General features: G+C 67.0%; 23 protein-coding genes. 18 read left to right on the forward strand and 5 right to left on the reverse strand.

The window, feature by feature from the left end; translation table 11 throughout:
* Nucleotides 1–7 precede the first annotated feature (7 nt).
* Together ACW17W_RS09105 and ACW17W_RS09110 are read left to right on the forward strand one after the other, a co-directional pair.
* A complete protein-coding gene (locus tag ACW17W_RS09105; protein WP_492076575.1) occupies nucleotides 8–2,962 on the forward strand; it encodes a TonB-dependent receptor domain-containing protein in 2,955 nt (984 codons plus the stop codon).
* A complete protein-coding gene (locus ACW17W_RS09110; RefSeq protein ID WP_492076576.1) occupies nucleotides 2,962–5,412 on the forward strand; it encodes a S9 family peptidase in 2,451 nt (816 codons plus the stop codon). The genes ACW17W_RS09105 and ACW17W_RS09110 overlap by 1 nt, the downstream gene beginning before the upstream one ends.
* Here the strand turns inward: ACW17W_RS09110 and ACW17W_RS09115 are convergent.
* From ACW17W_RS09115 to ACW17W_RS09130, 4 genes are all read right to left on the reverse strand, one after another.
* Nucleotides 5,302–7,038 carry an asparagine synthase-related protein gene (locus tag ACW17W_RS09115; protein WP_492076577.1) on the reverse strand — a complete coding sequence of 579 codons (1,737 nt, stop codon included), beginning with the start codon at nucleotides 7,036–7,038 and terminating at the stop codon, nucleotides 5,302–5,304. The two genes, ACW17W_RS09110 and ACW17W_RS09115, sit on opposite strands and share 111 nt — an antisense overlap.
* A complete protein-coding gene (locus ACW17W_RS09120; RefSeq protein WP_492076578.1) occupies nucleotides 7,035–7,658 on the reverse strand; it encodes a lasso peptide biosynthesis B2 protein in 624 nt (207 codons plus the stop codon). The genes ACW17W_RS09115 and ACW17W_RS09120 overlap by 4 nt, the downstream gene beginning before the upstream one ends.
* 52 nt (nucleotides 7,659–7,710) lie before the next feature.
* Entirely contained in the window at nucleotides 7,711–7,944 is a 234-nt protein-coding gene (locus ACW17W_RS09125; RefSeq protein ID WP_292176471.1) for a hypothetical protein, read from the reverse strand.
* Nucleotides 7,945–8,035: 91 nt separating this feature from the next.
* Nucleotides 8,036–8,632 (reverse strand): GntR family transcriptional regulator, encoded by a 597-nt coding sequence (locus ACW17W_RS09130; protein ID WP_492076579.1) that lies wholly within the window; start codon nucleotides 8,630–8,632, stop codon nucleotides 8,036–8,038.
* A 265-nt stretch (nucleotides 8,633–8,897) separates the two neighbouring features.
* Between ACW17W_RS09130 and ACW17W_RS09135 the strand changes: the two genes are divergently transcribed.
* The 16 genes from ACW17W_RS09135 to ACW17W_RS09210 all read left to right on the forward strand — a co-directional run bounded on the left by ACW17W_RS09135 (nucleotide 8,898) and on the right by ACW17W_RS09210 (nucleotide 21,805).
* Nucleotides 8,898–9,380, forward strand: coding sequence for a helix-turn-helix domain-containing protein (locus tag ACW17W_RS09135; protein WP_492076580.1), 483 nt, complete (start codon nucleotides 8,898–8,900; stop codon nucleotides 9,378–9,380).
* Nucleotides 9,381–9,463: 83 nt separating this feature from the next.
* Nucleotides 9,464–9,733 carry a LuxR C-terminal-related transcriptional regulator gene (locus ACW17W_RS09140; protein WP_492076581.1) on the forward strand — a complete coding sequence of 90 codons (270 nt, stop codon included), beginning with the start codon at nucleotides 9,464–9,466 and terminating at the stop codon, nucleotides 9,731–9,733.
* A gap of 76 nt (nucleotides 9,734–9,809) precedes the next feature.
* Nucleotides 9,810–10,448, forward strand: coding sequence for a lytic transglycosylase domain-containing protein (locus tag ACW17W_RS09145; protein WP_492076582.1), 639 nt, complete (start codon nucleotides 9,810–9,812; stop codon nucleotides 10,446–10,448).
* Nucleotides 10,445–10,744 (forward strand): TrbC/VirB2 family type IV secretion system protein, encoded by a 300-nt coding sequence (locus ACW17W_RS09150; protein WP_492076583.1) that lies wholly within the window; start codon nucleotides 10,445–10,447, stop codon nucleotides 10,742–10,744. The genes ACW17W_RS09145 and ACW17W_RS09150 overlap by 4 nt, the downstream gene beginning before the upstream one ends.
* On the forward strand, nucleotides 10,744–10,923 hold the full coding sequence (locus tag ACW17W_RS09155; protein ID WP_134581276.1) for a hypothetical protein: 180 nt from the start codon (nucleotides 10,744–10,746) through the stop codon (nucleotides 10,921–10,923). Before ACW17W_RS09150 ends, ACW17W_RS09155 begins: the two co-directional genes overlap by 1 nt.
* Complete coding sequence (locus tag ACW17W_RS09160; protein WP_003170565.1) at nucleotides 10,916–11,251, forward strand: VirB3 family type IV secretion system protein; 336 nt, start codon at nucleotides 10,916–10,918, stop codon at nucleotides 11,249–11,251. The genes ACW17W_RS09155 and ACW17W_RS09160 overlap by 8 nt, the downstream gene beginning before the upstream one ends.
* Nucleotides 11,244–13,619, forward strand: coding sequence for a VirB4 family type IV secretion/conjugal transfer ATPase (locus ACW17W_RS09165; protein ID WP_492076584.1), 2,376 nt, complete (start codon nucleotides 11,244–11,246; stop codon nucleotides 13,617–13,619). The genes ACW17W_RS09160 and ACW17W_RS09165 overlap by 8 nt, the downstream gene beginning before the upstream one ends.
* Nucleotides 13,616–14,320, forward strand: coding sequence for a TrbJ/VirB5 family protein (locus ACW17W_RS09170; protein ID WP_492076585.1), 705 nt, complete (start codon nucleotides 13,616–13,618; stop codon nucleotides 14,318–14,320). The genes ACW17W_RS09165 and ACW17W_RS09170 overlap by 4 nt, the downstream gene beginning before the upstream one ends.
* Nucleotides 14,321–14,376: 56 nt before the next feature.
* Nucleotides 14,377–14,529, forward strand: coding sequence for a hypothetical protein (locus ACW17W_RS09175; RefSeq protein WP_492076586.1), 153 nt, complete (start codon nucleotides 14,377–14,379; stop codon nucleotides 14,527–14,529).
* Between the two features lie 9 nt (nucleotides 14,530–14,538).
* The gene (locus tag ACW17W_RS09180) at nucleotides 14,539–15,462 is read left to right on the forward strand and encodes a TrbL/VirB6 family protein (protein WP_492076587.1); all 924 of its coding nucleotides are present in this window, start codon (nucleotides 14,539–14,541) and stop codon (nucleotides 15,460–15,462) included.
* A 223-nt stretch (nucleotides 15,463–15,685) separates the two neighbouring features.
* Nucleotides 15,686–16,369 carry a VirB8 family type IV secretion system protein gene (locus tag ACW17W_RS09185; RefSeq protein ID WP_314135996.1) on the forward strand — a complete coding sequence of 228 codons (684 nt, stop codon included), beginning with the start codon at nucleotides 15,686–15,688 and terminating at the stop codon, nucleotides 16,367–16,369.
* 8 nt (nucleotides 16,370–16,377) lie between these two features.
* A complete protein-coding gene (locus ACW17W_RS09190; RefSeq protein WP_492076588.1) occupies nucleotides 16,378–17,190 on the forward strand; it encodes a TrbG/VirB9 family P-type conjugative transfer protein in 813 nt (270 codons plus the stop codon).
* Entirely contained in the window at nucleotides 17,187–18,344 is a 1,158-nt protein-coding gene (gene virB10, locus ACW17W_RS09195; RefSeq protein WP_492076589.1) for a type IV secretion system protein VirB10, read from the forward strand. Before ACW17W_RS09190 ends, virB10 begins: the two co-directional genes overlap by 4 nt.
* Complete coding sequence (gene virB11, locus ACW17W_RS09200) at nucleotides 18,344–19,351, forward strand: P-type DNA transfer ATPase VirB11 (protein ID WP_492076590.1); 1,008 nt, start codon at nucleotides 18,344–18,346, stop codon at nucleotides 19,349–19,351. The genes virB10 and virB11 overlap by 1 nt, the downstream gene beginning before the upstream one ends.
* Nucleotides 19,317–21,173 carry a type IV secretory system conjugative DNA transfer family protein gene (locus ACW17W_RS09205; RefSeq protein WP_492076591.1) on the forward strand — a complete coding sequence of 619 codons (1,857 nt, stop codon included), beginning with the start codon at nucleotides 19,317–19,319 and terminating at the stop codon, nucleotides 21,171–21,173. The genes virB11 and ACW17W_RS09205 overlap by 35 nt, the downstream gene beginning before the upstream one ends.
* Nucleotides 21,170–21,805, forward strand: coding sequence for an LPD7 domain-containing protein (locus ACW17W_RS09210; protein WP_428062624.1), 636 nt, complete (start codon nucleotides 21,170–21,172; stop codon nucleotides 21,803–21,805). Before ACW17W_RS09205 ends, ACW17W_RS09210 begins: the two co-directional genes overlap by 4 nt.
* A 26-nt stretch (nucleotides 21,806–21,831) precedes the next feature.
* Here ACW17W_RS09210 and ACW17W_RS09215 read toward each other — a convergent pair whose 3' ends face one another.
* The gene (locus ACW17W_RS09215) at nucleotides 21,832–25,593 is read right to left on the reverse strand and encodes a hypothetical protein (protein WP_492076592.1); all 3,762 of its coding nucleotides are present in this window, start codon (nucleotides 25,591–25,593) and stop codon (nucleotides 21,832–21,834) included.
* Between the last annotated feature and the right edge of the window lie 55 nt (nucleotides 25,594–25,648).

Below are 25,648 nucleotides of genomic sequence, written 5' to 3' on the forward strand. Positions count from 1 at the left end.
GAGTGTTATGCGTATCGGTCCTTGTTCCACTGCGCTTGGCGTATTGATGCTCGCTGCGGCGACGCCAGTCATCGCCCAGGCGCAAACGGCTGCCGTGCAGTTCCGCGTTCCGGCCGGCCCGCTGCAAACCGCACTGCCGCTGTTCGCGGCCCAGAGCGGCGAGCAAATTCTCTACTCCACCGACCTCGTCGCAGGCCGCCAGTCCCCGGGCGTCACCGGGTCGCTCAACACGGATCGGGCTCTCACCACCCTGCTGGAGGGCACGGGGCTGCGCGCCCGCCGCACGAGCCCGAACACCCTCGTCGTCTTCGACCCATCGACCCGGGCGGCGGTCTCTGATGAAGCGACCGAGATCGAAGACGTCATCGTCACCGGCAGTCTGATCCGAGGGGTCGCCGATGGTCCTTCGCCGGTCGTATCGGTGACCCGCGACCAGATGGATCGCCAAGGCCGTGCAACCGTCGCCCAACTCCTGGCCGCCCTGCCCCAGAACTTCGGCGGGTCGGCAAACGAGGGCGCAATCAACAACGGGGGAGATCGCTCGGGCACCAACTCGAACTACGCAAACGGCGTCAATCTTCGCGGGCTCGGAAGCGATGCGACCCTTGTCCTGATCAACGGGCGGCGGCTCGCAGGCACCGGCTCCAAAGGAGACTTCGTCGACGTCTCAACCATTCCCACCGCTGCCGTGGAACGCGTCGATGTCCTGCTGGATGGCGCTTCGGCCTTGTACGGCGCCGACGCCGTCGGCGGCGTCGTGAACATCGTCCTCAGAGACAACTACGACGGTGCGGAGACCCGGGTAAGGGTCGGCAGTACGGCCGACGGCGCGAGCGGCGAATATCAAATTGCGCAGGTCTGGGGACGACGGTGGGCGAGCGGTTCGGCCATGCTCACCTACGAATACAACGACCGCGATGCGTTGGCTGCATCAGAGCGCCGGCGCGCGAGCGATGCGGACCACACCTGGCTAGGCGGACGCGATCGGCGCTCGTTCTACAGTAATCCCGGCAACATCGTTGTTCTTGATCCCGCGACCGGGAGCCAGGTGCCGAGATACAGTATCCCGGATGGCCAAAACGGGGTGGGCCTGCTCCCGGCCGATTTCCGGCTGGGGCAGACCAATCTCGAGAACTTCAGGGCGATGGGTAACGTCCTTCCGCGCCAGACGCGCCAAAGCGCCTATGCCGCCGCTCGCCAATCTTTTGGCGACCGCTTCGAGTTCAGCGGCGATGCTCGATGGGGCCTCCGCGAATACGAAACCGTCTCGACCGCGATCACCACGCTGCTGACCGTGACACGAGCCAACCCTTACTTCGCGTCCCCGACCGGAGCCAACTCCCACACGATCGCTTATTCCTTCCAGGGCGAGATCGCGGCTCCGAAAGTCTTCGGCGAAGTCGAATCTTTCGGCGCCAGCCTCGGGGGAACGGCTGACCTTTTCCGGGACTGGCGGCTCGAGTCCTACGTTTCTTACAGCACAGAAGACGCCCGTACGGGTTCCGACGGCGCCTTGCAGTCCACCAATCTCCGTGAGGCCCTCGGCGCGATTGCGGACAGCCCCGCCACGTCGTTCAGCACGGCGCGCGACGGCTTCTTCAACCCCTTCGGCAGTGGCGCCTCCAACAGCGCAACCATTTTGAACTTCATCAGCGCCGGCTACACGCGAAGCCAAAGCCAGACCGGAAATCTCTCCGCTAATCTGCAGATCAGCGGCACAGTCGTCGAGCTGCCGGGCGGACCGCTTCGTCTCGCAACCGGGTTGAATTTCCGTCAGGAGACCTTCGAACGTCAGGTCACCACCTTCTCCTCGGGCGCGGTTCCGACCGTCGGGGCCCGAACGGAAACCGAACGCGATGTCAGCGCCGCCTTTGCGGAACTCCGCGTGCCTATCTTCGGCGAGACCAATGCCCTTCCCGGCCTTCAGCGACTGGAATTGTCTTTAGCGGCGCGGTTCGAAGATTACGGAGACATTGGCCAGACGACGAGCCCAAAGGCCGGCGTGCTGTGGGAGCCGACCGCCGGGCTTCTCCTTCGGGCAAACTACGGCCGCTCCTTTCGGGCGCCGGCCCTGCGTGAGCTGAATGACCCGGCCAGCGCCAGTCCTTCCATCCTGCCGCGCGGATCATCGCAAATTCTGTCGATGATCCTCTATGGCGGCAATCCGAACCTTGAGCCCGAGGAAGCGGACACGTGGACTGCGGGTTTTGAGATCAAGCCCGCAGGGGTTCCCGGCCTGAGAGTGGGCGTGAACGTCTTCCGAACCGATTTCGACAACCGCATCGGACAACCTGCGCTGGAGAGCATTCTCACGGCCCTTTCCGATCCATCGCTGGCGCCCTTCGTTCGCCCCCTCGATCCGGCGAACAACGCCGCCGATCGCGCAGCCGTCCAGGCCATTCTCGATCTACCGACCACAAATCTGCGCGACCTGTTCCCGGCGACGTCCTACGGAGCGATCGTGGACGCCCGCTATGTGAACACCGCCAGAGTTCAGGTGGAGGGCCTCGATCTCTCGGCCGGCTACGGTTTCAGTCTCGAGGACAACGCCTTCGATCTCGACGCCAACCTGACTTGGCTGGAGCGTTTCGACGCCCAGCCCACACCGACATCACCGACCGTATCCCAACTCGACCGCCCGAACTTCCCGGTGGGCCTGCGCGGACGAACGTCAGCGAGCTGGTCGCGAGGGTCCTGGACGGTGGCCCCCTCGCTAAACTACGTGAGCGACTACGCCGATCTCACCGGTCGCCGTATCGGCTCTTGGACGACGGCCGACGTTCTGGTGCGGTTCGCGCCTGACGCCGGTCTGCTCGAAGGGACCGCCGTGTCGCTAACGGTGCAGAACCTCTTTGACCGCGATCCGCCGTTCTACGACGCGCCGGAAGGCATCGCCTACGACGCCGCCAACGCGAATGTGCTCGGCCGTTTCATCTCGCTGCAGCTGACGAAGTCGTGGTGATGCGACAGCTGCCCTTGATGCTCGCCCTCGCCGCGAGCCTGGCCGGAGTCTGTCCGGCGTCGGCGCAAACCCATCGGTTCGGGGTCGAAGATCTGATCGGACGTGAAGGCGTCGGCCAGGTCCGGACTAGCCCCGACGGACGGTGGGTCGTCGTAGAACGGCAGGCCGCCCACAACAAGGCCGCGACCTATCGCTTCCAGACCATGACCTACGCACTGTTGACCGAGTTGGAGATCCACGCGGTCGACGCAGCGTCGCCTACGCGCCGGTTCGCAGCGGCGGGTCACGATGTGGGCTATCTCGCAGGCCCCTTCTCGCCGAGCGGCGCAAGAATGGTGGTGATCAAGGTCACCGAGGCCACCTACCGGATGGGGATCCTCACCCTGGCGACGGGCGACGTTCAGTGGCTCCCGATCACGCCGGAACAGAGCCAGTTCGGGCGTTCCATCGCCTGGAGATCAGAGACCGAAGTGGCCGTCATAGCTCGACCGCTTGACGATTTCCCGATTCAGATGCGGGTCGGTTTCCAAGCCCAGGACCGGGTTGAAGGTCTTTGGCGGAACGCGGCCTCCGGTCATGCTTCGAGCGGCGTTTACATACCCAGCGGGGCGACGCGAGACGCCCGGGCTCAAGCCCTTCCCTCATGCCTGATCCTCGTCAACGCCGAAACAGGCAGCCATCGTGTTCTGGCGCACGGCGAATGGTTCGATATGGCGCTTTCGCCGGATGGGCGCCGTCTCGCCGCCCTCCGCAATGGAGAGGACATCCAACCGGCAGTGGACCGACCCCTCCTGGTTGGGGATCCGATCCGTCGCCGCCGTCTCGCGGTGATCGATCTGGACAGCGGCGTCGTCTCCGACCCGCTGCCGGGCGAGGACCTCGCCATGTATCTCCTCTCCTGGTCCCCCGATTCCGCGCGGCTGCTCACGTTCGGGCGCCCCTACGGGTCGGCGGACTTCGACAAGGACGGGCGTTACTGGCTCATCGGACGCAACGGGCGAGCCGCAAGGCTCGACACGGGCGAGGACCGACCCCGGCTGCAGAGGACGTGGGACGGCGTGGCCATTCCGCTGGCGAGCTGGGACGGCGAGCGCCCTCTGGTACAGGTCGGTGCGACCGAACAGAACCGGTACTGGCGAAGGGACGACGGCGCGCGCTTCCCGGTCAGGGAGCCGGGCGAACGCGTCGCCCGCTTCGACGATCGGACCGTGCTTCAACGTCGCGACGGGCTCTACGCCCTGAGTGGGGCCAAGATCGCCTCGGGCCGGCTTGTGGACGCGGGGCAGATGTCCGACGGCGCCAATCCCGCACAATGGAACCCCAGTCCCGTTCTTCTTGGGCAGGGGGCGGTCGTTGACGGGCCCTGCATCCAGACGGTTGTGACGGCGGCTCCGCTCTGCGTATCGCCGATCCCGGAGGGTGAGCGGGCTATAGCGGTGATGCCGGCCGGGATCGTGACGACGGGTTTCGACCAGCATGGCGTCACAACCGTCCGCCTTCATACGCTGGATGAGGTTCAGACGCTGACGACGGTCAACGCGGCATGGCGTGACGTCGCCTGGGGCCGGGTCGAACCGGTCGCTCACGCCGGACCGGAGGGACAGTCCCTGACGAGTTGGCTTCTCCTTCCTGCCGGCATGGCAGTCGGCGAACGTCCGCCGGTCGTGGTCCAGATCTATCCCGGCAGGACCCTGACGGCGGCGCCACCGACGATCCTGCCTGGCTCCAGGAATCCGCAGAACAATCCGTCAGTGATCGCGGGGGCCGGCTATGCTGTGCTCATCGCCAACCTGCCCGACCCCGCATCCGGCCCGCGGCTGGACGATCTCGCAGACCGCATCTTCGCCATCGTCAAAGAGGCCGGCCGGCGGGGCCTGATCGATCCGGACCGGGTGGCCGTAACGGGCCACAGCTACGGCGCCTATGCGAGCCTGCGCGCCGCGACCCAGTCTGATCGCTTCAAGGCGGTAATCGCCACGAGCGGCTATCCGGAGCTGACTCGTTCGATGGAGTTGCCGCCATTCTTCCGCGTGTCGCCGGAGGAGGGTGTTCCGGTCGGACAGATGGCCGGATGGGGCGAGACGGGCCAAGGCGGGTTCGGCGCGTTCTCGACCTCCCCGGAGAACTATGTGGCTCAAAGTCCCCTCTTCAGCGTGGAACGCCTGCGCAGTCCGACCCTCCTTGCAGAAGGCGACCAGGAGAACGCCCGCATGGGCGCCTTGTTCAGCGCGCTCTATCGACTAAACCGCGAGGCGGCCCTGGTGACCTACTACGGTGAGGGACATGTCTATGAGAGCCCTGGCAATGTGAGGGATCTTCATGCGCGAATCCTCGACTGGTTAGGCCGTTATCTCGGCCCGCCGGCGCGCCTCGATCCGCTGGGTCCAACGCCGCACCCAGACCTCGAGCACGCCGAGCAGCAGGGGCCTGTTAGCGCCAGGGCTCCATAGGAGGCGTTCAGGCTCCAGGTCTCGACCCAGTTCCACCGGATCCAGCAGTCGGTGCTCGACCATCAGCCCCTCCATCAGCAGGGGGCGCAGGTCCGCAAGACTGCGCTGGACGACGTGGCCATAAAATCGTCCGAGGTCACCCTTGTCACGCCGCTGGGCGATGGACGCCGGCAATCGGTCTGCAAAGGCCTTGCGCGCGAGGCCTCGGTCTCTAGGGCCCTGTGTCAGACGATCGGCGGGGATCGCAAGGCAGTGCTCCATGACGGGCTGACTGAGCAAGGGATGGATCAGCTCGGCGGCCCTGGCGCGCAGGCAGTCGCTCCAGAAAAGCTGACAGTTAGCGAGCCGGTGGACTTGTCCATCCTTTCCCGGGGGGAGGTCTGCGGCATCCGCCCGCCATGGGTGGAGGGACGTCGCCGAGGGTACTCGCGGCGGAGGCCAGAGGGCCACCCGCGCGAGCGTCCAGGCGGAATGGCGCGTCCATCGGGCCATTTCGCCCCAGTAGCGAGGTCGGAACCCTGCCAGCCCTTCACGGCGGCGGCGGTCCACCACGATGCGAGGTTCCGGCGCCTGATAGAAGACTGCATCCCCGCCCTGCCCCGTCACCAGGGCGGTGGCGCGTCCCCGCTGGAGGCGTCCGGCGACGTCGCGATCATAGGCGACATCGACGCCGTGCAGCGCAGGGCGAATGCCCTCTCCCAAGGGGCGGAGAAGCGCTTCGGTAATGGCAGCCACGGGCTTTCTGCGCGCGGTGAGGCGCAGTCCGGATCTCTCGGCCGCTGCGAACGCGTACGAACGCTCGTCCCCCTCCCCCCAGTCGCCGAAATAGTTGACGAAGCGCGCCCGCGACCCCAGCCCTGCGGCGGCGACACTGCTTGAAACGATCGCAGAATCGAGGCCGCCGGAGATCTCGCCGTGGATCCGCTCATGGGATGACAGAGACGCGGCGACGACATGATCGACAACGGTGCGGAGGGCGTCAGGACTGTCGTCGAACGCAGCACCAACAAATCTGGACGGGCGCCAGAGGACATGACGCTCGACGGTGTCGCCCAGGACGATCAAATCTCCCGGCGTGAGGACGTTGAGGCCGCGGAGCGGAGGTTGGTCGCTGAGCAGTCCGGGATCGTTCGACAAGGCTTCCAAGACCTCCCAGTCGATCGCGATCTCCGGCGGGAGAAGCGCATCCGCGACCTGCGGAGGCTGATCCGACGCCAGTCTCAGCGTCCCGCTGCGCCACCAGACGCTGTCGAGGGCGCCACTGGGATCCCGAAGGAGAGCAAGACGCCGGTCGTTATCGCGCCACGCCAGAAGATATCGACCCCAGCCGGAACGGACGACCTCCGAGCCCAGGCCCGTTGATGTTTGGCTCGTGCCGATGACCGACGACAAGGCGCGGTCGGTCGGTCGCCAAGTTCCAATCAGGATGTGGCGGCGGTGGACCTGTTTCACATCCAGGGTCGCGTTTGGTCCGAGAAAAACTTCGATGTCGTCAACGATCAAAGCCGATCGCCAACCTGTTCTCAGGAGCTCTTGGCGGACGTGATCAAGGCGGTCCCGATCGCATGGCGTCGCGTCGGCGCTGTCGACGAGGAGATAGGCGCGAGCGTCGACAGCGGGGATCATCGACACAGCAGGGGCTGATACGTCGAGAGGCGCTCGACATCATCATTGAGGCATGTGTCGCCCGCTTGAACCCAGCAATGGGCCATGAACGGATAGAGCCGCACACCGAAGACCCACTCGGCCTCAAGCCCCTGCCGCCGGAGGGCGCGCACGAGCAGCGCCGACCGCACGAGGCATTCCCCTTCGATCGGGAGCCATGGCTGCAGGCGCCAGAACGCCCGCGCCGCCCTCAGCACATCCCGCTCACCCTTCTGAGGTAGAGGGGGGTCAGACAAGTAGGCGACGATCCCGGACCCCGGTTTGATTTTCCTCATCTCGAGCGCGGCGGCGAGACCCGCGGTGATATCGCGCAACGTCACAACGGCGGGCTCGTAGATGACGGTCCGCGACGGTTTCGCCGGCAGTGTTCGCACCAATGGCGGCGCTTCGGCTTGAAGCAATCCCGCGGCCTCGAGCGTGTCGCCCGCCGGACCGTCCAGGACCTCCGCGCCGCCGTCGGGCCGAGGTACGATGGTCTCGCCGCTGTTCGGGAGACAGAAATAGTTGTCGGCCTCAAGATCCAGGATCACGAGCGCCGTATCGATGACGGCCGCATGCACGCCGCCTTTCAGAAACATCATGAGAGATCGCCCTGATGAGGACGCCGGCCCTCGCGGGCCGACGTCCCGTCGTTCAGTGGAAACGCACGCCGGTCATTGTCCAGCGCTGGACCGGGATCAGCTCGAACTCGCCGTCCGGGGAGTCCGCGCGGGTCTGATCTGCGGCGGCGCCAAGCCGGAGCAGGCCCGATCCGGCCTCGTCGTAGTACTGGATCGGGTTCAGTTCGGGCTTCTCTGTGCCGACTTCGGCGCGGGTGTGATGGGCGGCCGACCCCAGGGAGATCAGACGCGTCAGGTTCTTCAGCATGGTGATTGCCTCCTATTGCCGGACGGGATTGTCCGACGGCATCAGGACGCGCGCAGGTGATCGTATTTTCAAACTATATTTGAAATATACTTCACGCCGATTGCCGCATCACTTTCTCCAGCGATGGCGCAAGGGCGATCCGCTCTCCGTGATACTGGTCGAGTGCACGCGCCAACTCGCCAACCGGACCGCGCGAGCTCAGGCGTTCAATCTCGAGCGCGATCTCCAGTCCCGTGTCCCCAAGGAGCGCCTCAATCCTGCGAATTGGTCTGAGCTGCGCTGAAACCCGGCGATAGGCTTCGAGGACAGCGCTGTTTTCCCCACGCTGCGCGAGCTGGTCAAATATGGTCTCAACCCGCAGATCCGGATCCACAGGCGGATCGGTCGACGACGCTTCGGGCGGGAGGCTGTCTACGGAGCACCAGCGCAAGAACTGGTGATGTAGCTCGTAGAGCCCAACAATATCGGATGCGGTCGGGCTCGGTGCGAAATAGCCGCGTCCCGGCCGATGCTCGATGATGCCCTCGCCGGCAAGATGAGCCAAGGCCTCGCGGACAGGCGTCGGACTTAGACCAAGCTCATTCGCCAGACTGGTGGCGACGAGCGGGTGACCCCAGCCAAAACGCCCCGCTGCGGCGTAGCCGGCCAACGCTGTGCGGGCGGCCGCGAAATGGTCTCTCTCGCGCATCACGAGCCACCCGTCCGAATGCGGTGTGGCGCCAGGCAACCGAAATGAACCTCCGGAATACACAACGGAGGCGGTCGGTCAGTAGCGGAAGGACGGATATCAGTTTTCATACAAGAACCGCATGTTCTTTGCGCACTTTCCACAAGACTTGGGACACCGTGAGCTTCCCGTCTTTCATTTGATGCTCAACTGCCCCATTTTTCAACCACCGGGAGTACGGCGTCGAGAATCGCGTTGACCTCCACAACCCGAGGCAGCCGAGCTGATGGAAAGCGATCGTCCCCGCTCTCAGAATGAAATCCTGGCTGCGGCTCTGCGGTTGATCCGCCTGCACCGACGCATGAAGCCGGCCGAGGTCGCCGACGCCATGGGCATGGCCAAACGGTCCTACGAGCATTTCGAAGCGGGAAAGGGGAAGATCAATCTCGAACGCATCCACCGGTTCGCCGAGGCCACGGACAGCGATCCTTACGCCATCATCGACTGCATGGCGCTCGGCTCTCCGGAGTTCGCCGTCCGCTGCGCCGACAACAAGGCGATGCTCGCGCTTCGGGTCGTCACGCAGGAGTTTGACGAGGAGGTCGCCGACGCGATCATGGAGCTCGACACGCGCTCGATCATCAACGCCTTCACCCGCACCCTGAAGGATCTCGGAATGCAGGCCGTGAGACGGGATGACGCGGCCAAGGCCTGGCTCGATGAACGGATTGGACGGCTGGTCACGCCCACGAAGGACGAGGAAGACTGATCGGGGTACGCCTCACACCGTAGATTTCCTGTCCGAACCTTGCGGTCTTGCCGCAAACTTCGATCCGGGTCTGGCTTGAGTCCATGCCCCAGTCGCTTTCCCTTCCCTCCAAACATGCCCCACCGCGTTCCAGCGACGGCCTGTCCGCTCGCCAGGCCGACTGTCTGCGTCTGGCCGGCCAGGGGCTGTCATCCCGGCAGATCGCGCTTCGCCTCGGGCTGTCGGCCCGTACGGTCGACGACCACATCCTGTTGGGGTGCCGGTCGCTGGGGGTCAGGACCCGGGTCCAGGCCGTCGCGCTTTTGGTGAGAGACGACCGCCGCGCCGCCGAGCCCCGGAGTTTCGCACCGTAGCTCTCCGGTGGCGCCCTAGCGGATCGAACGCGCGCGGCTGATGCGGTCTGCTGAGGGCTCTCAACGGAGCCCTACCTTGCTCGATCTCGCCCTCGTCCTCGCCCTTTCCGCCCAGTGCGCGCCCGGCGTCTCGCCGCAGACCCTGGCCGCGATTGCGCATACGGAAAGCCGCTTCAACGCCCTGGCGATCGGCGTCAATCGCGGCGCCGCCGTGCGCCAGCCCAGGACGCGCCAGGAAGCGGTGCGCGTAGCCCGCCGCCTGATCGCCTCGGGCGTCAACGTCGATCTCGGTCTCGCCCAGATCAACTCCAGCAATCTTGGATGGCTGCGTCTGACGGTGGAGGACGCCTTCGACCCTTGCCGCAACCTCACTGCGGCAGGCACCGTGCTGCGCGCCGGCTTCGATCCCGCATCGATAGGCTCTGACCGCCAACAGGCCCTGCGCGTGGCCCTGTCCCGATACAACACCGGTCATCCCGATCGCGGCTTTCGCAACGGCTACGTCGCGCGCGTCGAAGCCTCTGCCGCCCGCTTGGGCCTGGCCGTCTCCGGGCCGCCGCTAACCGAAGCCGGTTCAGGCTTACTCCCCGATCAGGTGGCGCCAGACCCCGTTGCGCCACCCGCCGCCTGGGACGTGTTCGCGCGCGCCACCGCCAGCGCCGTCGTCCTCTTCGCCCCCGCCTCACAGCCCCAGACCTGGAGCGTCATCCCATGACCCTGTCCCCCGTTCGACGCCGCCAATGCGCGGTCGGAGCGATCGCCCTGGCGACCACCCTGATGTCGGTGCAGCCCGCCTTCGCCCAGGCCAATGTCGAGGGCCTGCTGCAGAACGTGGTCGACATGCTGACTGGCAACACGGCCAGGCTGTTAGCCATCCTTGCTGTCGTCATCGTCGGCATCCTGTGGATGTTCGGCCTGTTTGATCTGCGGCGCGCCGCCATCGTCATTCTCGGCATCGTCGTGGTCTTCGGCGCCGCCGAGATCGTCGGCCTTATCACGGGCGGCGCCTGATGGCCCGGGCCGATGCCTGTCTCATCGTCGCGGGGATCGCCGGCGGCCTGGCGCTGACGCTGATGCTCGGCGTCCGGCTGATCTCGCCGGCACGCTTCGCCCAGGCTCTGGGCGGCGGTCTGGTCGGTCTCGCCGTGGCGAAAGCCGCCCTGGTTCTGAGCGGGGCCGACCATGGCTGAGGAACGACTGATCGAAGAGCCTCTGTTCCTCGCCTGCACTCGGCCGGCGATGATCCTGGGCGTGCCCATGGAGGCCATGGGCGTCAACGTCATGATCTCCGGCCTGGCCTTTCTCGTCGGGGGCAGCCTGCTCTATCTGCTGATCGCCCCGGCCCTGCATCTGGTTTTCCGGGCGATCTGCAAGGTGGACCACAACGCCTTCCGGCTTCTGCTGGTCTTCGTCGACACCAAGGGCCGGTCCCGCAACGGCGCCCTGTGGGGCGGCAGCTCGGCGACACCCCTCCCCCTTGTACGGCGTTACAGCGCAAGGGAGCTGGTCCGTGGGTGAGCTCCGTCTCTCACCGTCGCGTCTGCGCAGAGAGGGCGACGCCCTGGCCGGCCTGCCCTATGCGCGCCACGCCTCGGACCACATCGTCACGCTCGATAGCGGGGCGCTGATGATCGCCTTCCAGCTTCAGGGCGCGGCGTTCGAGACCGCCGACCCGCGCGATCTGAACGACTGGCACGTCAAGCTCAACCAGACCTGGCGCAACTTGGCCGACGACCGGTTGGCGGTCTGGCACCACATCGTCCGGCGCGAGGTCCAGCCCGAGGTCATGGGCGGGTTCCGCTCCGACTTCGCATGCGATCTGAGCCAGGCCTACGAAGCGCGGCTCGCAGGCCGGCGGCTGTTCGTCAACGAACTCTTTGTCACCCTGGTGCTCCATCCCGGCCGTGATCCAGGCGATCGCGCTGAGGCGCTGATGCGTCGCCTGCAGACAGCCCGCCGTCAGGACACGGAGGTCGCGCCCGAACAGATCAAACGGCTCGAGGACGCCGCGCGAGACCTTGAGCAGTATCTCGGCCGCTACGCGCCGCGCCGCCTTGGCTTGTACCAACACGGAGAGATCTGGTGCTCCGAACCGATGGAGCTGGTTCGGCTCGTTCTCACCGGGCGGCCGGGACGCGTCCCCATCGTCTACGGCCATCTCGGATCCGCGGTTCATACGGTGCGGGTCATCTTCGGACGCGAAAGCCTGGAGCTTCGGGACGTCGACGCAGGCCGTTACGCCGGCGTCCTCGCCATCAAGGAATATCCGGCGTCGACCCGGCCCGGACTGTGGAACGCGCTGCTGAGCGCACCCTTCGGTTTCGTCATGACCCAGTCCTTCGCCTTCGTGTCCAAGGCGGGCGGGCGATCGGTGATGGAGCGCAAGCAGAACCAGATGGTCTCCGCGCGTGACCGGGCCGCTTCCCAGATCGACGGCCTCTCGGACGCTCTGGACGATCTGGTCAGCAACCGGTTCGTGCTCGGCGAACACCAGGCGTCCGTCCTGGTCTACGGCGACACGCCCGCCGCCCTCGCCGACCACCTTTCGAAGGCGCGGGCCCATCTGGCTGACTCCGGCCTGGTCGTCGCCCGCGAGGACCTCGGCCTTGAGGCCGCCTTCTGGTCCCAGTTCCCCGGCGGCTTCGCGCGGCGCACGCGTCCAGCCGCGATCACCTCACGCAACTTCGCCGCCCTCGCGCCTTTCCATGCCTATCCCGTCGGAAAGCCACACGGCAATCACTGGGGACCGGCGGTGGCGACGCTGCGCACGACAGCCGGATCTCCATTCTACTTCAACTTCCACGTCGGCGATCTAGGCCACACCTTCATCTGCGGCCCCTCCGGATCGGGCAAAACGGTCGTCCAGAACTTCATGCTGGCGCAGCTGGAGCGGTTCGACGCCCAGCAGCTATTCATCGACAAGGACCGGGGCGCCGAGATCTTTGTTCGGGCGTGCGGCGGGACCTATCTGGCCCTGCGCAACGGCGTATCGACGGGTTTCGCGCCCTTCAAGGCGTTGGAGCCGTCACCCGCCAATCGCGCCTTCCTCAGCCGACTGGTGCGGACGCTGGTCGCCCGACCGAACGAGACCCTGTCGGTCCCGGAAGCGCGCGCCATCGACGAAGCGGTCGCCGCGCTTGAGGCCCTCCCGCGCGAGCGACGCTCCCTTTCGGCGCTGCGCAGCCTGCTTGGTCAATCGGACGTCGGCGGCGTCGGGGCGCGGCTGGAGCGCTGGATCCGGGGCGGGCCGCTCGGTTGGGCTCTGGACGGCGACGACGACGCCCTGTCGCTTGATGCCCGCTTCGCCGGCTTCGACATGACCGATGTGCTGGACCACCCCGAGGTCCGCACGCCGATGATGCTCTACCTCTTCCACCGGATCGCCCAGCGGGTGGATGGGCGCCGGCTAGTCCTCGACATCGACGAGTTCTGGAAGGTGCTGGGCGACGCCGCCTTCACCGACCTGGCCCAGGACGGCCTGAAGACCTGGCGCAAGCAGAACGCCTTGATGGTGTTCGGCACCCAGTCCCCGGCCGACGCGCTGCGCTCGCCCATCGCCCACACCATCCTCGAACAGTGCGCGACCAAGATCTTCCTGCCGAACGCCCACGGCCAGGCCCGCGACTATGTCGAAGGCTTCGGCCTGAGCGAGGAGGAGTTCCGACTGATCCGGGACGAACTGACGCCAGAGTCTCATCGCTTCCTGGTCAAACAGGGTCACGACAGCGTGGTCGTGGAGCTGGACCTCAAGGGTCTCGATGACGCGCTGGCCGTCCTGTCCGGACGATCCGAAACCGTCGCCCTTCTCGACCGGCTGAGAGCCGAGACCGGGGACGACTACGCCGACTGGCGGGGCCCCTTCCATACCCAGAGGAGACTGACATGAGACGCTCCATCCTTTCGATCGCTGTCGCGCTGGCCGCGATGACCGCTGTTCCGGCCGACGCCCAGACACTGGTGCATGACCCGCGGTCGCTGGCGCAGATGGTTCAGGACGCGAGGACCGCGATCGAACAGCTCGACAGCCTGAAGGCCCAGGTCCAGCAGGGCCAGGAACTGTTCGCCAGCCTCAACGAGCTGTCCAACGTCAATGCGATCGCGGAGCGGCTGGGTCTGCCGGAGATCCGCAATCCGCTGCCGGACATGGCGACGCTCCGGTCGGCCGCCGATGGGGATCTGGCTGCGCTCGGCGAACTGGCCGAGCGCGCCGACGCAATCCGCCGCGAGACCCGCGTCTATACGGCTGACGCGCCGTCCGCCGCCGCCGACGCCCTGGAGCGGTCCGGCGCGCGGACCGCCCGTGATCTGGCGATCGGCGAGACCGTCGACCGGGCGGCGACCGATCGCCTCAAAGGCCTGGAGACGCTGCGTCGAGCGCTCGACACCGCGCCGAACGCGCGGGCCGTGATGGACCTGAACGCCCGGCTCGCGGCGGAGCAGGCTCTGATCCAGAACGAACAGGTCCGGCTGCAGGGCCTGGCCCTGACCCAGGCGGCCGAAGCCCGTCTCGAGGACCAGCGGGCACGGGAGCGGATCGCCGCGGAACGGTCGGCCCGGATGGACGCCTACCGTCAGGCCTTTCAGTGAAAGCCGCCCTGGTCCTGCTCGGCCTGCTCGCGGGTTGCGGCGAGCCGGAAGCTCCCATGGCTGAGCCGCGCCCGGATCGCGCCGCCCTCGAGGCGGCCGTCGAGGACTGCGAACGCGGCGCCCGCCGGCAAGGCTGTGACGCCGCCCAGGCGCGTCTCGCCGAGGTCCGGCGGGACGACCGGATAGCCGCCTACCGGCAGGGCTTTTAGGAGGTCGCCATGTCGTTTCGGGTCTTCGAGCCGGCCTATGTCTTCCTCGACGAAAGGCTGAGCGCCTTCCTCGGGGACCGGCTGGGCGCGGTGATCGCCGAGGTCGAAGGCCCGCTGCGCATCGCCCTGGTCCTCTACATCGTCCTCTATGGCTTCGCGATCTTCCGGGGCGCCATCAGCGAACCGGTCATGGATTTCGCGATCCGCGCGATCAAGCTGCTGTTCATCTATGTGCTGGCCACCACCCCGGCCTATTCGGACTTCGTCACCGAGCCGCTGTTCCGCGACCTGCCGAACCTTCTGACGCGGGCCATCAGCGGCGCGGAGACGCCGAACGTCGGCGCGGCCTTCGACCAGTTCCTCGCCTACGCCGGCTATCTCGGAGAGAAGATCGGCAGCGAGGGCTCGGCCTTCGACCTGTCCCCCTACATCGTCGCCGCAGTCGTCTTCATCGTCGGCGCCCTGGCTTGCGCGCTCGGCTTCGGCGTTGTTCTCGTCGCCAAACTGGCGCTCGCCCTTCTGGTCACCCTCGGGCCCATCTTCATCGCTTGCGCCCTGTTCGACGCGACGCGGCGCTTCTTCTTCGGCTGGCTGTCCCAGGCGGTGAACTATCTGGTCCTGTTCGCCCTGATCATCACGATCTTCCAGCTCGTCCTGTCACTGGTCCGGGATCAGTGGGGCGCCATCGAGGGCGGCGACCCGATGGTCGGCGGCCTGATCTTCATCGCCCTCTGCCTGCTCGGCGCGATCTTCTTCCTGCAGACGCCCGCGATCGCGGCGGGCATCGCCGGCGGCGCCAGCGCCGGGCTCGCCGACTTCGCCAACGCCGCCTCCCTCGGATCCAGCCCAAGCGCCGTCGCGCGGGGGCCTCTCGAGGCCAGCCGTCAACCGCCGCGCGGCGGCGGATCCATCCGTCCCACAGGAGCCCGTTAATGCCCTCTTTGCGAACATCGTCCCGCGTCGTGTCGATCGCCCTGGCGGTCCAGGCTCTGTCTGCGTGCGCCACCTTCCGGACCGCCGATCCGCCGGTCTGTGACGGCCGCCATCGCCGACCCGCCAATCCCTACGGCTCGATCCTCTCCCCGGCGGCGCCACACGTGCCCGCGTCCGCGGCCGACGCGTCTTCAACCACCGACCCTGGCGCAGGAGGCTGCGCATGACCGGCGTCCCCTCCTCCGATCTGAAGGCCTATTTCGCCGAAGCGCGGCGATGGGATCAGGACCGGCTCAGCGCCGCCATACGCTCGCGCCGGCTGGCCTGGACCGTGGCGGCTGTGGCCGCCGGCCTGACCGTCGTCGCCGTCGCAGCGGTGGCGGTGCTGACCCCGCTCAAGACCACCGAACCCTTCGTCGTGCGGGTCGATCAGACCACCGGCGCGGTTGATGTGGTGCGGGGTCTCTCCTCGGCTGAAGGCCCGGCCACCTATGACGAGGCCGTCAGCAAGTATTTCCTCGGCCAGTACGTCCGCGCCCGGGAGGGCTATCTCGACCCCGCCGCCGAGGAAAGCTTTGCCCTGGTGTCGATCCTGTCGGGCGCAACGGAGCAACGCCGCTGGGCCGACCTCTATCGCGGCTCCAATCCAGCCAGTCCCCAGAATCTCTACGGACCTGAGGCCGAGGCCGTGATCGCGATCCGCGCCATTGGCTTCATCAACGAAGGCGTCGCCAATGTGCGGTTCCACCGCACGGTGCGTCAGGCCCAGCAGATCGTGGAGAGCGATTGGATCGCCACCATCGCCTTCACCTATACGCGCGCGCCGATGTCGGAGCCGGATCGCCTGCGCAATCCGCTCGGGTTCCAGGTGACCTCGTACCGCGCCGATCCGGAGGTGGTCCGATGAGAACCCTGTTGATCGCCCTGGCCACCGGCCTCGTAATGATGACGTCGCCGGCCTGGGCCGAAGAGCGCGATGCCCGGATGGTCGAGGTCGACTACGCCCTGGGCGCCGTCTACCGCATCTCCGGGGCCTTCCGTACCGCCACGCAGATCGTGTTCGGTCCGGACGAAGCCATCCGCCATGTGGCGATCGGTGACAGCGTCAGCTGGGAGGTCGCGGCCGAGGGTTCCGTCCTCTTCCTCAAACCCCGCGAACGCCTGCAGGCGACCAATCTGCTGGTGGTCACCGAACGCGGAGGCGCGACGCGTCACTATGCGTTCGAACTGGCGGCGCGAGACGCTCGCGATCGGTCCTCCATCGCCTACCAGATCCGGTTCCGCTACCCGGCGGACCTCCAGGCCGCGACCGTGGCGTCGCTCGACGCCGCCGCCGAGGCGATCGAAGAGCGCGTGATCGATCTGACGCTCGACCAGGCGGCCCTTTCCGGTCCCCGCAACCTCGCCTACAGCGTCCAGGGCGCGTCGGACTTGCAGCCCAGCGAGGTCACCGACAACGGCCGCTTCACCGTGCTGAGGTTCCCGGCGAACCAGCCCCTTCCTTCGATCTTCGCTGTGTCCGCCGACGGCGAGGAAAGCCTGGTCCCCTTCGATGTACGCGGCGAGTTCGTGGTCATCCACGCGGTCGTCCCGGGCCTGCGGCTGCGCCGCGGCGCTTCGGTGCTGTGCATCTTCAACGAAGCCTACGACCCGCGCGGTGTCGCCACCGGAACCGGCACGGCCTCGCCGATCGTGGATCGGAGCGTGACGCAAGGAGCCCAACCATGACCGCCTCGCCTGAACCGCAGTTCGACGCCGCGGCGGAAGCCCGTTCGGAAGGCCAGGGTCTGCCGCCGACGACCGACCGGGGCATATCGCCCATCGCCGGCCGTTTCGGCGGCCGCGGGTCCAAGGTCGTCACCTTGGCCGCCCTGGGCCTCGGCTGCGCGGTCTTCCTCTTCGCCACATGGGATCGTGGCGAGGGGGATGACCGGAAGGCGGCGGCGGACGAACCGGCCCGGCAGGTCGTTCCGTTCGAACCGGCACGCCGTGACGCCGAGCCGCCCCTGCTCACGGATCAGCCTCTCGATCCCGAGGCGCCGGTCCTGACGTCGTCGGGCGAACAGGTGCCGGCGCTCGAGACCTCGCCCTCCTCTTCAGCGAACGGCCCCTCGGCAGCCGAACGGCGCCAGACCCTGATCGACGAGGCGAGGCGGTCCCCGGTCCTCGCCTATAGTCGCCAAGGCTCCGGCGTCGCACCGACCGGCAGCCTGACCGCTACGGCCGTTGCGCCCGGGCCCCCTGCGCCGATCCAGGCCCGCGTCACGCCGCTCGACGGCTTGCGCCAGACCTCGCCGGTCAGTGAGGCGCGCGCCGGCCAGTTGGGGGATCGCAACCTCTTGCTGACGGCGGGAGCCACCATCCCCTGCATCCTGCAGACGGCGATGGACAGCGCGACCCCCGGGTTCGTCAGCTGCATCCTGCCACGCGACGTCTACTCGGAGAGCGGAACCGTGGTGCTGATGGAGCGCGGCACCCGGGTGCTCGGCGAGTACCAGGGCGGTCTGCAGCAGGGCCGCAATCGGCTCTTCGTCCTGTGGACCCGCGCGGTCACGCCTGCGGGCGTCACCGTGGGCCTGGCGTCTCCGGCCGCCGACGCCCTCGGGCGCGCAGGCTTCGATGGCCGCGTGGACACCCATTTCTGGGACCGGTTCGGCGGCGCCCTCCTGCTGTCGCTGGTGGACGACGGTCTCTACGCCGCCGCGGGACGTGACGATGCCGTGCGCGAGACCGCGCGGGTTCCGTCGGACGCGGCCGGCGTCGCGTTGCAGAACTCGGTCGATATCCCCGCGACCCTGCGCAAACCCCAAGGCGCTGAGGTCTCTATTTTCGTGGCCCAGGACCTGAACTTCGCCGGTGTCTATCGGCTGAGCGCAAGGTGATGGACGACACAGCTGTCCTGGAACACTACCTCGCGCCGCTGCGACCCCTGCTCGCGCCAGACGACGTGACCGAACTGGTGATCAACCGCCCCGGCGAGGTCGGGATCGAACAGGGCGGCCGGTGGCGCTGGCATGAAGAGCCGCTGCTCACCGAGGCCTGGCTCAGGACGCTTGCCGTCGCCGCCGCCGCCTTCACCAAACAGGATGTCAGCGACGCCCGGCCGATCTGTTCGACGACCCTGCCCGGCGACGAACGATGCCAGATCGTTCTTCCCCCCGCAGCCCCGACCGGCACGGTGTCCCTCACCATCCGTAAGCCCTCGCGCCGGCAGTTCGGTCTCGACGCCTTTGCGACCGGGGGATTGTTCGACGCGGTCGTCGCGGCGGATGACGGGTCTGCAGATCCGGTCGATGCCGAACTCCTCGGCCTGAAAAGATCGGGAGACTGGTCGGCCTTCTTCAAACTGGCCGTGGTCTCACGGCGCAACATCCTCGTCTCCGGCGCCACCGGCTCCGGCAAGACCACCTTCGCCAAGGGTCTGGTCGAGGCCATTCCCGATCATGAGAGGCTGCTGACGATCGAAGACACGCGCGAACTCGTCGTGCCCCACCGCAACGTCGTCCACCTGACCTATTCCAAGGAAGGGCAGGGTTTGGCGCAGGTCACCGCCAAATCCCTGCTCGAAAGCGCCCTCAGGATGCGGCCCGACCGGATCCTGCTGCAGGAACTGCGGGACGGCACGGCCTTCTTCTATCTTCGCAACGTCAACTCCGGCCACCCCGGCTCGATCACGACCGTCCACGCCGACAGCGCGTCCCTGGCCTTTGAGCAACTGACGCTGCTGGTCCGCGAATCCGAGGGGGGCCGCGATCTGCCGCGGGAAGACATTCGGGCCCTGCTGCACCTGCTCGTCGATATCGTCGTCCAGATGCGCAAGACCGATGGGCGGTTCCGGGTGACGGAGGTCTGGCATGACCCGCTTCGAAAACGTCAGCCCGGCCGCTAGGGCGACGCTCGTCGTTGTCGGTCTCCTGGTCCTGCTGCTTCTGGCCGGAACCTCGACCGCGATGATCGCGCTGGCCGGCGTCGGGCGCCTGTCCCCGGACGTCGAACCCGCCCGGGTCCCAGCCTGGCTATGGCATTACCGCGGCGACCCCAACCTTGAGCGCTGGCTTCGGATCGGCGGCCTGATCAGCATTCTCCTCGCCGTCGTCATCGTCTCGGCGGTTGCGCTGGGCATTCGCCGTCCGCTTCATGGCGCGGCGCACTGGGCCTCTACGCGCGATCTGAAGGCGGCCGGACTTGCGGCGCGCGAAGGCATCCTGCTCGGTCGGCGCGGTCGCTCATGGCTGATCGCCGGCGGCTCGGAGCATGTGATGCTCTACGCCCCGACACGGACCGGCAAGGGAGTCGGGATCGTCATTCCCAATCTCCTGACCTGGCCGGGCTCGGTCGTGGTCCTCGACATCAAGCGCGAGAACCATTCGGCGACAGCGGGGTTTCGGGCCGCGGCCGGTCAAACGGTTCTGCTGTTCGACCCCCTCGCCCCGGACGGCCGAACCGCGCGCTTCAACCCTCTGGCGCACATCACACGATCGTCGGCCTCCGCCGTCCTGGACGAGCTCCAGCGCATGGCGGTCATGCTCTTCCCTGGCCACGATCATGCCGACCCCTTCTGGTCGGAAGCCGCCCGAACCGGCTTTATCGGGGTCGGGGCCTATGTCGCGGAGACGCCTGATCTCCCCTTCTCACTCGGCGAGATTTTCCGGCAACTCACACACGGTGATGCAAGGGAAAAGTTCCCCGGCCTGATCAAGGCGCGGACGCTGGCCGGAACGCCGCTTTCCACCGGTTGCACCTCCGCCCTGACGGACTTTTGCAGTTCCAGTGAAAACACCTTCGCTTCGGTGCGGCAGACGATCACCAGCCGCATGGGACTGTGGCTGAATCCCGCCGTAGACGCGGCGACCGCCGTCAGCGACTTCGATCTGCGCGATCTGCGACGAGGCGGGCTGTCGCTCTATCTGGGCGCCTCGCCCGACAACATGCTGCGGGTGGCGCCGCTCTACAGCCTGCTCTTCCAGCAACTCGTCGACCTGAACAGCCGCCGGCTGCCCGGCCCTGACGATCGCCCCGTTCTGGTTCTGCTGGACGAGTTCGCCCGGCTCGGCCGCGCGCCAATTCTCGCCGCCGCCTTCTCCTACCTCGCCGGCTACGGCTTTCGACTGCTGCCGGTGATCCAGAGCCCGTCGCAGCTCCGGGCCCTCTACGGCCCCGATGTGACCGAGGACATCCTGACCAACTGCGGGATCGAGGTCGTCTTCGCGCCAAAGGAATTGAAGGTGGCCCAGGAGCTGAGCGAACGGCTCGGCTACTATACCTATCACGCCCGCAGCCAGAGCCGTCCCATGGGCCTCGGTTCCGGCCGGCGAAGCACGACGACATCCGATCAACGCCGGGCGTTGATGATGCCCCAGGAGCTGATGCAGCTTCCTGACCGGACCCTGATTGTCCTCAAGGCCGGGATGCCGCCGGCGCGCGGCGAAAAGATCCGGTTCTTCCGCGAACGGGTGTTCACCCGTCGCCAGCGACCGCCCCCCACGCAGGCCAAGCCGCCCGCCGCGCCGACAGTCGCCGGAGTCGCCATGCCCACCCTGCCTCCACCCCTTGAGGACGCCGAAATGACCTACGAAGCCGTGATTCAGGCCTTCACCGAGCAGGGCTGCCCGCCGCCCGAGATCGGCGCGACCGAGAACGAAGTCGCCGACTGGTTGGACCAGATCATCGACGTGGTTGTGAACGCACCGGATCGGGATGGCGGCCGATGAGCGAGCGAGCCAACGCCCAAGGCAAGTCGGCAGCCAACGCCGTGGCCCCCACGCCCGCAAGAGGCGGCGACGCACGGTCCCGCAAGCGCGGCGACGCCCCCCAGGCGGTTCTGGACCGCTACCTGATCGAACACGATCGGCTCGGTCGTCCGACCCGCTTCTACCGGGACCACCGCGCAACCGAGCCGATGTTTCGAGATGAGGGCCGAAAGCTGATCGCGACCCAGCCCTATCCCGACGCCGTCGCCGACATGCTGAAGATCGCGAAGCATCGCGGCTGGTCCGAGGTCCGCGTCTCAGGGGATGAGAATTTCAGGCGCGAGGCCTGGGTTCAGGCCCGCGGCTTGGGTCTGGAGGTGAAGGGCTATCATCCGAGGGAGCGCGACCGGCAGGCGGCGGGAGAAAGTCCTACGCGTCACGTTCCCGGCATGACGCCGCAGCCGAACATCCGAGTGCCGGACGACCGCCTCCGCGCTGCCGCCATAGTGGTCAAGCGCCTGATCGAAGACCCGGCAGCGAGGGCACGCCTCATGGAACACGCCGTAGAGCGACTGAGGAGCCGCACAGCCCCCACCCAGTATCAGGATCGCGATAGGCGCGAGACGGCAAGAGACAGGCCGAAGGCGCGTTGAGCTGACGTCGGCCAGCCCGACCCGGCCTATTCAAAGCTCTCTTCCTGCTCGGACTCCCGCTCACGTTCGGCGGCGATCCATCGATCGATGCGTGGATATTCCCGCGCGCGCCAGGCCGCGATGTCAGGATGGTCCGGCAGATCATCGAGCAGCGCTTTCCGGGACGCCAAAATCTCGGCGAGGGACCCGCTCCACCCGTTCGGTTGAACCCGAGAATGGGCGTCGCCGAGGAAGCCCAACTTGTCCGGCGCGGCATTCAAGAGGGCGATGAAGGTTGGATTCAGCCCGAGCACGGTGTCCATCTGGTCCTTGCGGAAGAGCGATGTCATTGCCCCGAGTTGGGCGTATCGCCGCTCGGGCGCGTGCTCGGCCCATGCAACTAGGCGGCCCAGATCGATGCTATCGAGCGGCGATCTTTGTCCCACCAGTCTCCTGAACAGCCTTTCAACCGGCCCCTCTGGCCCATCGACCAAAGTATCGAGTGCAGTCTCCGGCTGGGTCTTGAACAGAGCCCGGACAAGGCCGTGCGCCTCCCTTCGCCACGCCCTGTCGGCGTTGAGACCGGCATAAAGCCGCTGGCCAACCACCCGCGCCGTCGCGCGCCCCTCATCGCCAGCAAGGACAGCCGACGCCAGCGTCTTGATCGACGAGTCCCGAAAGTCGTTAAAATCGTTCAGATCGATGAGGGTGAGAATCCGGCGACCGCGATCGATAAGCACAGGGTCGTAGACCGGTGCCGGTTCCTTTTGCAGCCGATAGAAGTAGCGCCACAGCATGTCGACGGCGAGCGCCGGGCCGCGGGGCAGTTCGATGACGACATCGAGAAGCCGGGCCATGTCCTGGGCCGGCAGCTTTTCGGGATCGATATGGGAGAGATGCCAGAAATTCTCTACTGTCCCAGCCGCGTTCAAGGCTCCTACGGTGCGGTCGATGCCCGGACCGTCGAGGCCCGAGACGACCTGGAGGAAGGCAAAGTGGGGAGCGAGCACAGGGTCATCGACCGCGTCATTGAGACAGGCTGAGACGAAGGATTGGTCGCGCACCCCTGCGGACCTCAGGAAGTTGCCGAGCACCGTCGAGTTTCGCACCGCTGGATCTAGGTCGGCGAAAGCCGCGCAGAGCTGCGCCCAGGCCACACCAAGGTCGGAAGCCCCCTCGCCTAGACCTGCGCCGAACGACGCACTCCGGTCGCCGCCGCCGCTGGCCGCGAGGACCTCCGGCAGAAAGGGGGCCAGAGCGTCAGGCTCGTTGATCATGACGCGACCGATTTCCCGCGCCTTCTCCTCGGCTCTGCGCCACCCCGCCGACGGATCTGTTTCGGCGTCATCGTCGAGATCAGCCACGTCCCAGGCTCCGGGCCTTACGGACAGAACCCACGCCCGGGCTTCGGTGAACACGTCGTTCGGCGCCAGGAGCGCGATGACCGCAAGGGCTTCGGCGCGGATATCGTCCGGCATTCCCGCGCCGTCGAACTGCATCATCACCCGGAGCGCCGTCCAGCCCTCCAGCCAGCCGCCTTCACCGGCGAAGGTCTCGGCGGCGGCCGTCAGCCGCGATCGGCACCCCGCATAGCCCCAGAGGTCGCGAATGGTTTCGGCGAGCAGCTTTCGAACCTCGGCCGCGTCCAAAAGGCCGCCCCTCACCAGATCAAGCGCCTCCTCGTACCAGACCGCCTGAGCCCTCCGTGTGCCGGGTTCCCAACCGTAGCCGCGGGGTCGCGCTCCGAAATCCATGATCGAGGTGGCGCTGAAGCGGCCGGCAGTCAGTAGGCTATCTAGGGCGACGCGTCCGGCTCGGCACAGGCCGGGGTCGGGACTGGCCAACAAATCGGCGATCAGGGCGCGACGCAGTTCGGGAGGGGCCAGGGTGCCCGACAGGTAGAGCTGGAACAGCTCCCCGAACGCGCTCCTCGCGCTGTCGTAGTTCTCGTTCGGCGCCTCGGCGGCGACGAACTGGGCCAGCAGGGATGCCGCCTTGGGAAAGAGTTCGGCCTCATAGGCCAACGCCTTGAGGAGGTTGTTCCACGCCCCGCGGCGTGAATTTCGCCCGTCGAGCGCGTCGAGTGCGCCGGCCGCGACTGCGGCCTCGATACGCGCCAGCACCGCAGCCGGATCAACCGGGGCGATGTTCGTCAACATTGCCAAGTCCGGCTCGGCCAAGAGGTCACCCACGGGACCGGCCGGATCGAGCCATCGGGCCACGACGGCGCGGGCCTCACGAACGTCGTGCAGGAATCCCAAGCGTCGCGACATCGATTTGATCATGCGTTCCGGGAGGACACTGCAGAATGAATCGAAGGCCTGAGGCGGCGCCCGCCGCAGGGCGCCGGTCGCCAAGCGGTTCGCGATGGCATGGGGCAGGACCGCCCGCCAGCGCCCCCGCGCCTGCAGGACGCCCCGAGCCTGAAGCTCGGCGATGGAGGCGTAGAAGTCAGTGACCGTCCGTCCACTAAAGGATGCAATCCGGTGGAGTTCGCCGTCCCCGCCTTCCGTTACGTCGAAGGAGTAGAACAGCGACAGCAGCTCGGCGTCGTGGAGCAGGGTCTTGTCCGGGTCATTGCGCTGGACGAAGATTCGCTCGAACAGTTCCTGATCACGCAGCTGGCCGAGCGTCTCGCCCTGACGCACGGTATTGGCCAACGCCCGCGCCAAGCGGAAATTGCCGCCGCTGAACGCGGCGATGCGCCCTCGGTCGCCTTGTGTGACATGGGGAAAGTCGCGCTCCAGCCACGTCACAACAAGGCCCTCCGACGCCACTGCCAGCCGGAACACTTGGGTATGCTCTGGTTCGTCGTCGCGAATATCGTATTCCACCGTCAGAAGACTGACCTGGCTCCCGGGGCGGCTGCAGACCTCGGTCAGCTGGCCGTGCGTCCGCGGGTTGCAGTTGTCGACGACGAGGATGGCCCGCTGGCCATCCTCCACGAGCCGCGACGCCATCTCCCGGGCGGAAGGCGTCGTCTCTTCGGCATAGTCGGCATACACCGACACCCCGGGGTCCAGCGCCGTCCCCTCACCGACGTCCGCCTCAAAGAGCGCCTCAACGAGACGGGTCTTCCCGACGCCGGACAGCCCGATCAGGCGAACGCACTGCCCGCCCTTCTGCAACGCCTCGCGAAGCAGACCCATGCCCTCACTGATCGGCAGGGTTTTCGCGCCGTCCCTTTCATCGATTAGCGAGAGGGCGTCGTCGATGAGATAGCCGTTGTCGTCGGCGACGCGGAGGTCGGCCCAAACACCGATCGGCCGCCAGCCCGAAAGCGGTCGGCCGGCTCGTCTGCGCACCCAGGCGGCGACACCCAGATTCTGGTTGACCCAGGTCGCCAATCGATCACGGTCGTAGACGTCCACGAACAGGTCTTCGCCCTGCGCATGGTCGTTCACGGCTTCCCGCATCGCAGCGCGCCGTCGCGCCAGGGTCGTGTCCGTGAGCGACGCCCCGGAACTGGCGATGATGTAGGCGCCACCCGCCTCGGCGAGGGCCGCGATCGACGGGCGCAGGACGCCGCCGGGGCGCATCTCGTCCTTGATCCCCTGAGCCGCCAAATCCGGCTTCTTGACCTGGAACCCGGTCTTCGCCCGCGGCACGAAGTCCGGATCGGCATGGAGCGCTTCCTGATCGACCCTCACGTCGATGCCGCCGTCTGCGGCGTCCTGCGCCCCGCCCGCGGTCACGCTCGACAGGGGTGCGCGACGTGACGACAGCTCGGCCTGCGCCAACCGCGCCACGAGAGTGCGCAGATCCGTATCGTTCAGGCTCGCGATGTCTTCACCGGTGATGTCGAACATGATCTGACTTTATGCGCCGAGTCGGCGCGTGGGCAGGGGGTGCACATCACCTCTT

Source organism: Brevundimonas sp. FV1ye29L, from assembly GCF_058681095.1.

What these genes read in the sequence shown, in the direction of transcription:
- ACW17W_RS09125 (WP_292176471.1), bottom strand. Translation starts at nt 7,944, where the DNA reads ATGCTGAAGAACCTGACGCGTCTGATCTCCCTGGGGTCGGCCGCCCAT.
- ACW17W_RS09150 (WP_492076583.1), top strand. Translation starts at nt 10,445, where the DNA reads ATGACCCTGTCCCCCGTTCGACGCCGCCAATGCGCGGTCGGAGCGATC.
- ACW17W_RS09140 (WP_492076581.1), top strand. Translation starts at nt 9,464, where the DNA reads ATGCCCCAGTCGCTTTCCCTTCCCTCCAAACATGCCCCACCGCGTTCC.
- virB11 (WP_492076590.1), top strand. Translation starts at nt 18,344, where the DNA reads ATGGACGACACAGCTGTCCTGGAACACTACCTCGCGCCGCTGCGACCC.
- ACW17W_RS09180 (WP_492076587.1), top strand. Translation starts at nt 14,539, where the DNA reads ATGTCGTTTCGGGTCTTCGAGCCGGCCTATGTCTTCCTCGACGAAAGG.
- ACW17W_RS09135 (WP_492076580.1), top strand. Translation starts at nt 8,898, where the DNA reads ATGGAAAGCGATCGTCCCCGCTCTCAGAATGAAATCCTGGCTGCGGCT.
- ACW17W_RS09170 (WP_492076585.1), top strand. Translation starts at nt 13,616, where the DNA reads ATGAGACGCTCCATCCTTTCGATCGCTGTCGCGCTGGCCGCGATGACC.
- ACW17W_RS09175 (WP_492076586.1), top strand. Translation starts at nt 14,377, where the DNA reads ATGGCTGAGCCGCGCCCGGATCGCGCCGCCCTCGAGGCGGCCGTCGAG.
- ACW17W_RS09160 (WP_003170565.1), top strand. Translation starts at nt 10,916, where the DNA reads ATGGCTGAGGAACGACTGATCGAAGAGCCTCTGTTCCTCGCCTGCACT.
- ACW17W_RS09215 (WP_492076592.1), bottom strand. Translation starts at nt 25,593, where the DNA reads ATGTTCGACATCACCGGTGAAGACATCGCGAGCCTGAACGATACGGAT.
- ACW17W_RS09120 (WP_492076578.1), bottom strand. Translation starts at nt 7,658, where the DNA reads ATGATGTTTCTGAAAGGCGGCGTGCATGCGGCCGTCATCGATACGGCG.
- ACW17W_RS09105 (WP_492076575.1), top strand. Translation starts at nt 8, where the DNA reads ATGCGTATCGGTCCTTGTTCCACTGCGCTTGGCGTATTGATGCTCGCT.
- virB10 (WP_492076589.1), top strand. Translation starts at nt 17,187, where the DNA reads ATGACCGCCTCGCCTGAACCGCAGTTCGACGCCGCGGCGGAAGCCCGT.
- ACW17W_RS09210 (WP_428062624.1), top strand. Translation starts at nt 21,170, where the DNA reads ATGAGCGAGCGAGCCAACGCCCAAGGCAAGTCGGCAGCCAACGCCGTG.
- ACW17W_RS09115 (WP_492076577.1), bottom strand. Translation starts at nt 7,038, where the DNA reads ATGATCCCCGCTGTCGACGCTCGCGCCTATCTCCTCGTCGACAGCGCC.
- ACW17W_RS09205 (WP_492076591.1), top strand. Translation starts at nt 19,317, where the DNA reads ATGACCCGCTTCGAAAACGTCAGCCCGGCCGCTAGGGCGACGCTCGTC.
- ACW17W_RS09155 (WP_134581276.1), top strand. Translation starts at nt 10,744, where the DNA reads ATGGCCCGGGCCGATGCCTGTCTCATCGTCGCGGGGATCGCCGGCGGC.
- ACW17W_RS09130 (WP_492076579.1), bottom strand. Translation starts at nt 8,632, where the DNA reads ATGCGCGAGAGAGACCATTTCGCGGCCGCCCGCACAGCGTTGGCCGGC.
- ACW17W_RS09110 (WP_492076576.1), top strand. Translation starts at nt 2,962, where the DNA reads ATGCGACAGCTGCCCTTGATGCTCGCCCTCGCCGCGAGCCTGGCCGGA.
- ACW17W_RS09185 (WP_314135996.1), top strand. Translation starts at nt 15,686, where the DNA reads ATGACCGGCGTCCCCTCCTCCGATCTGAAGGCCTATTTCGCCGAAGCG.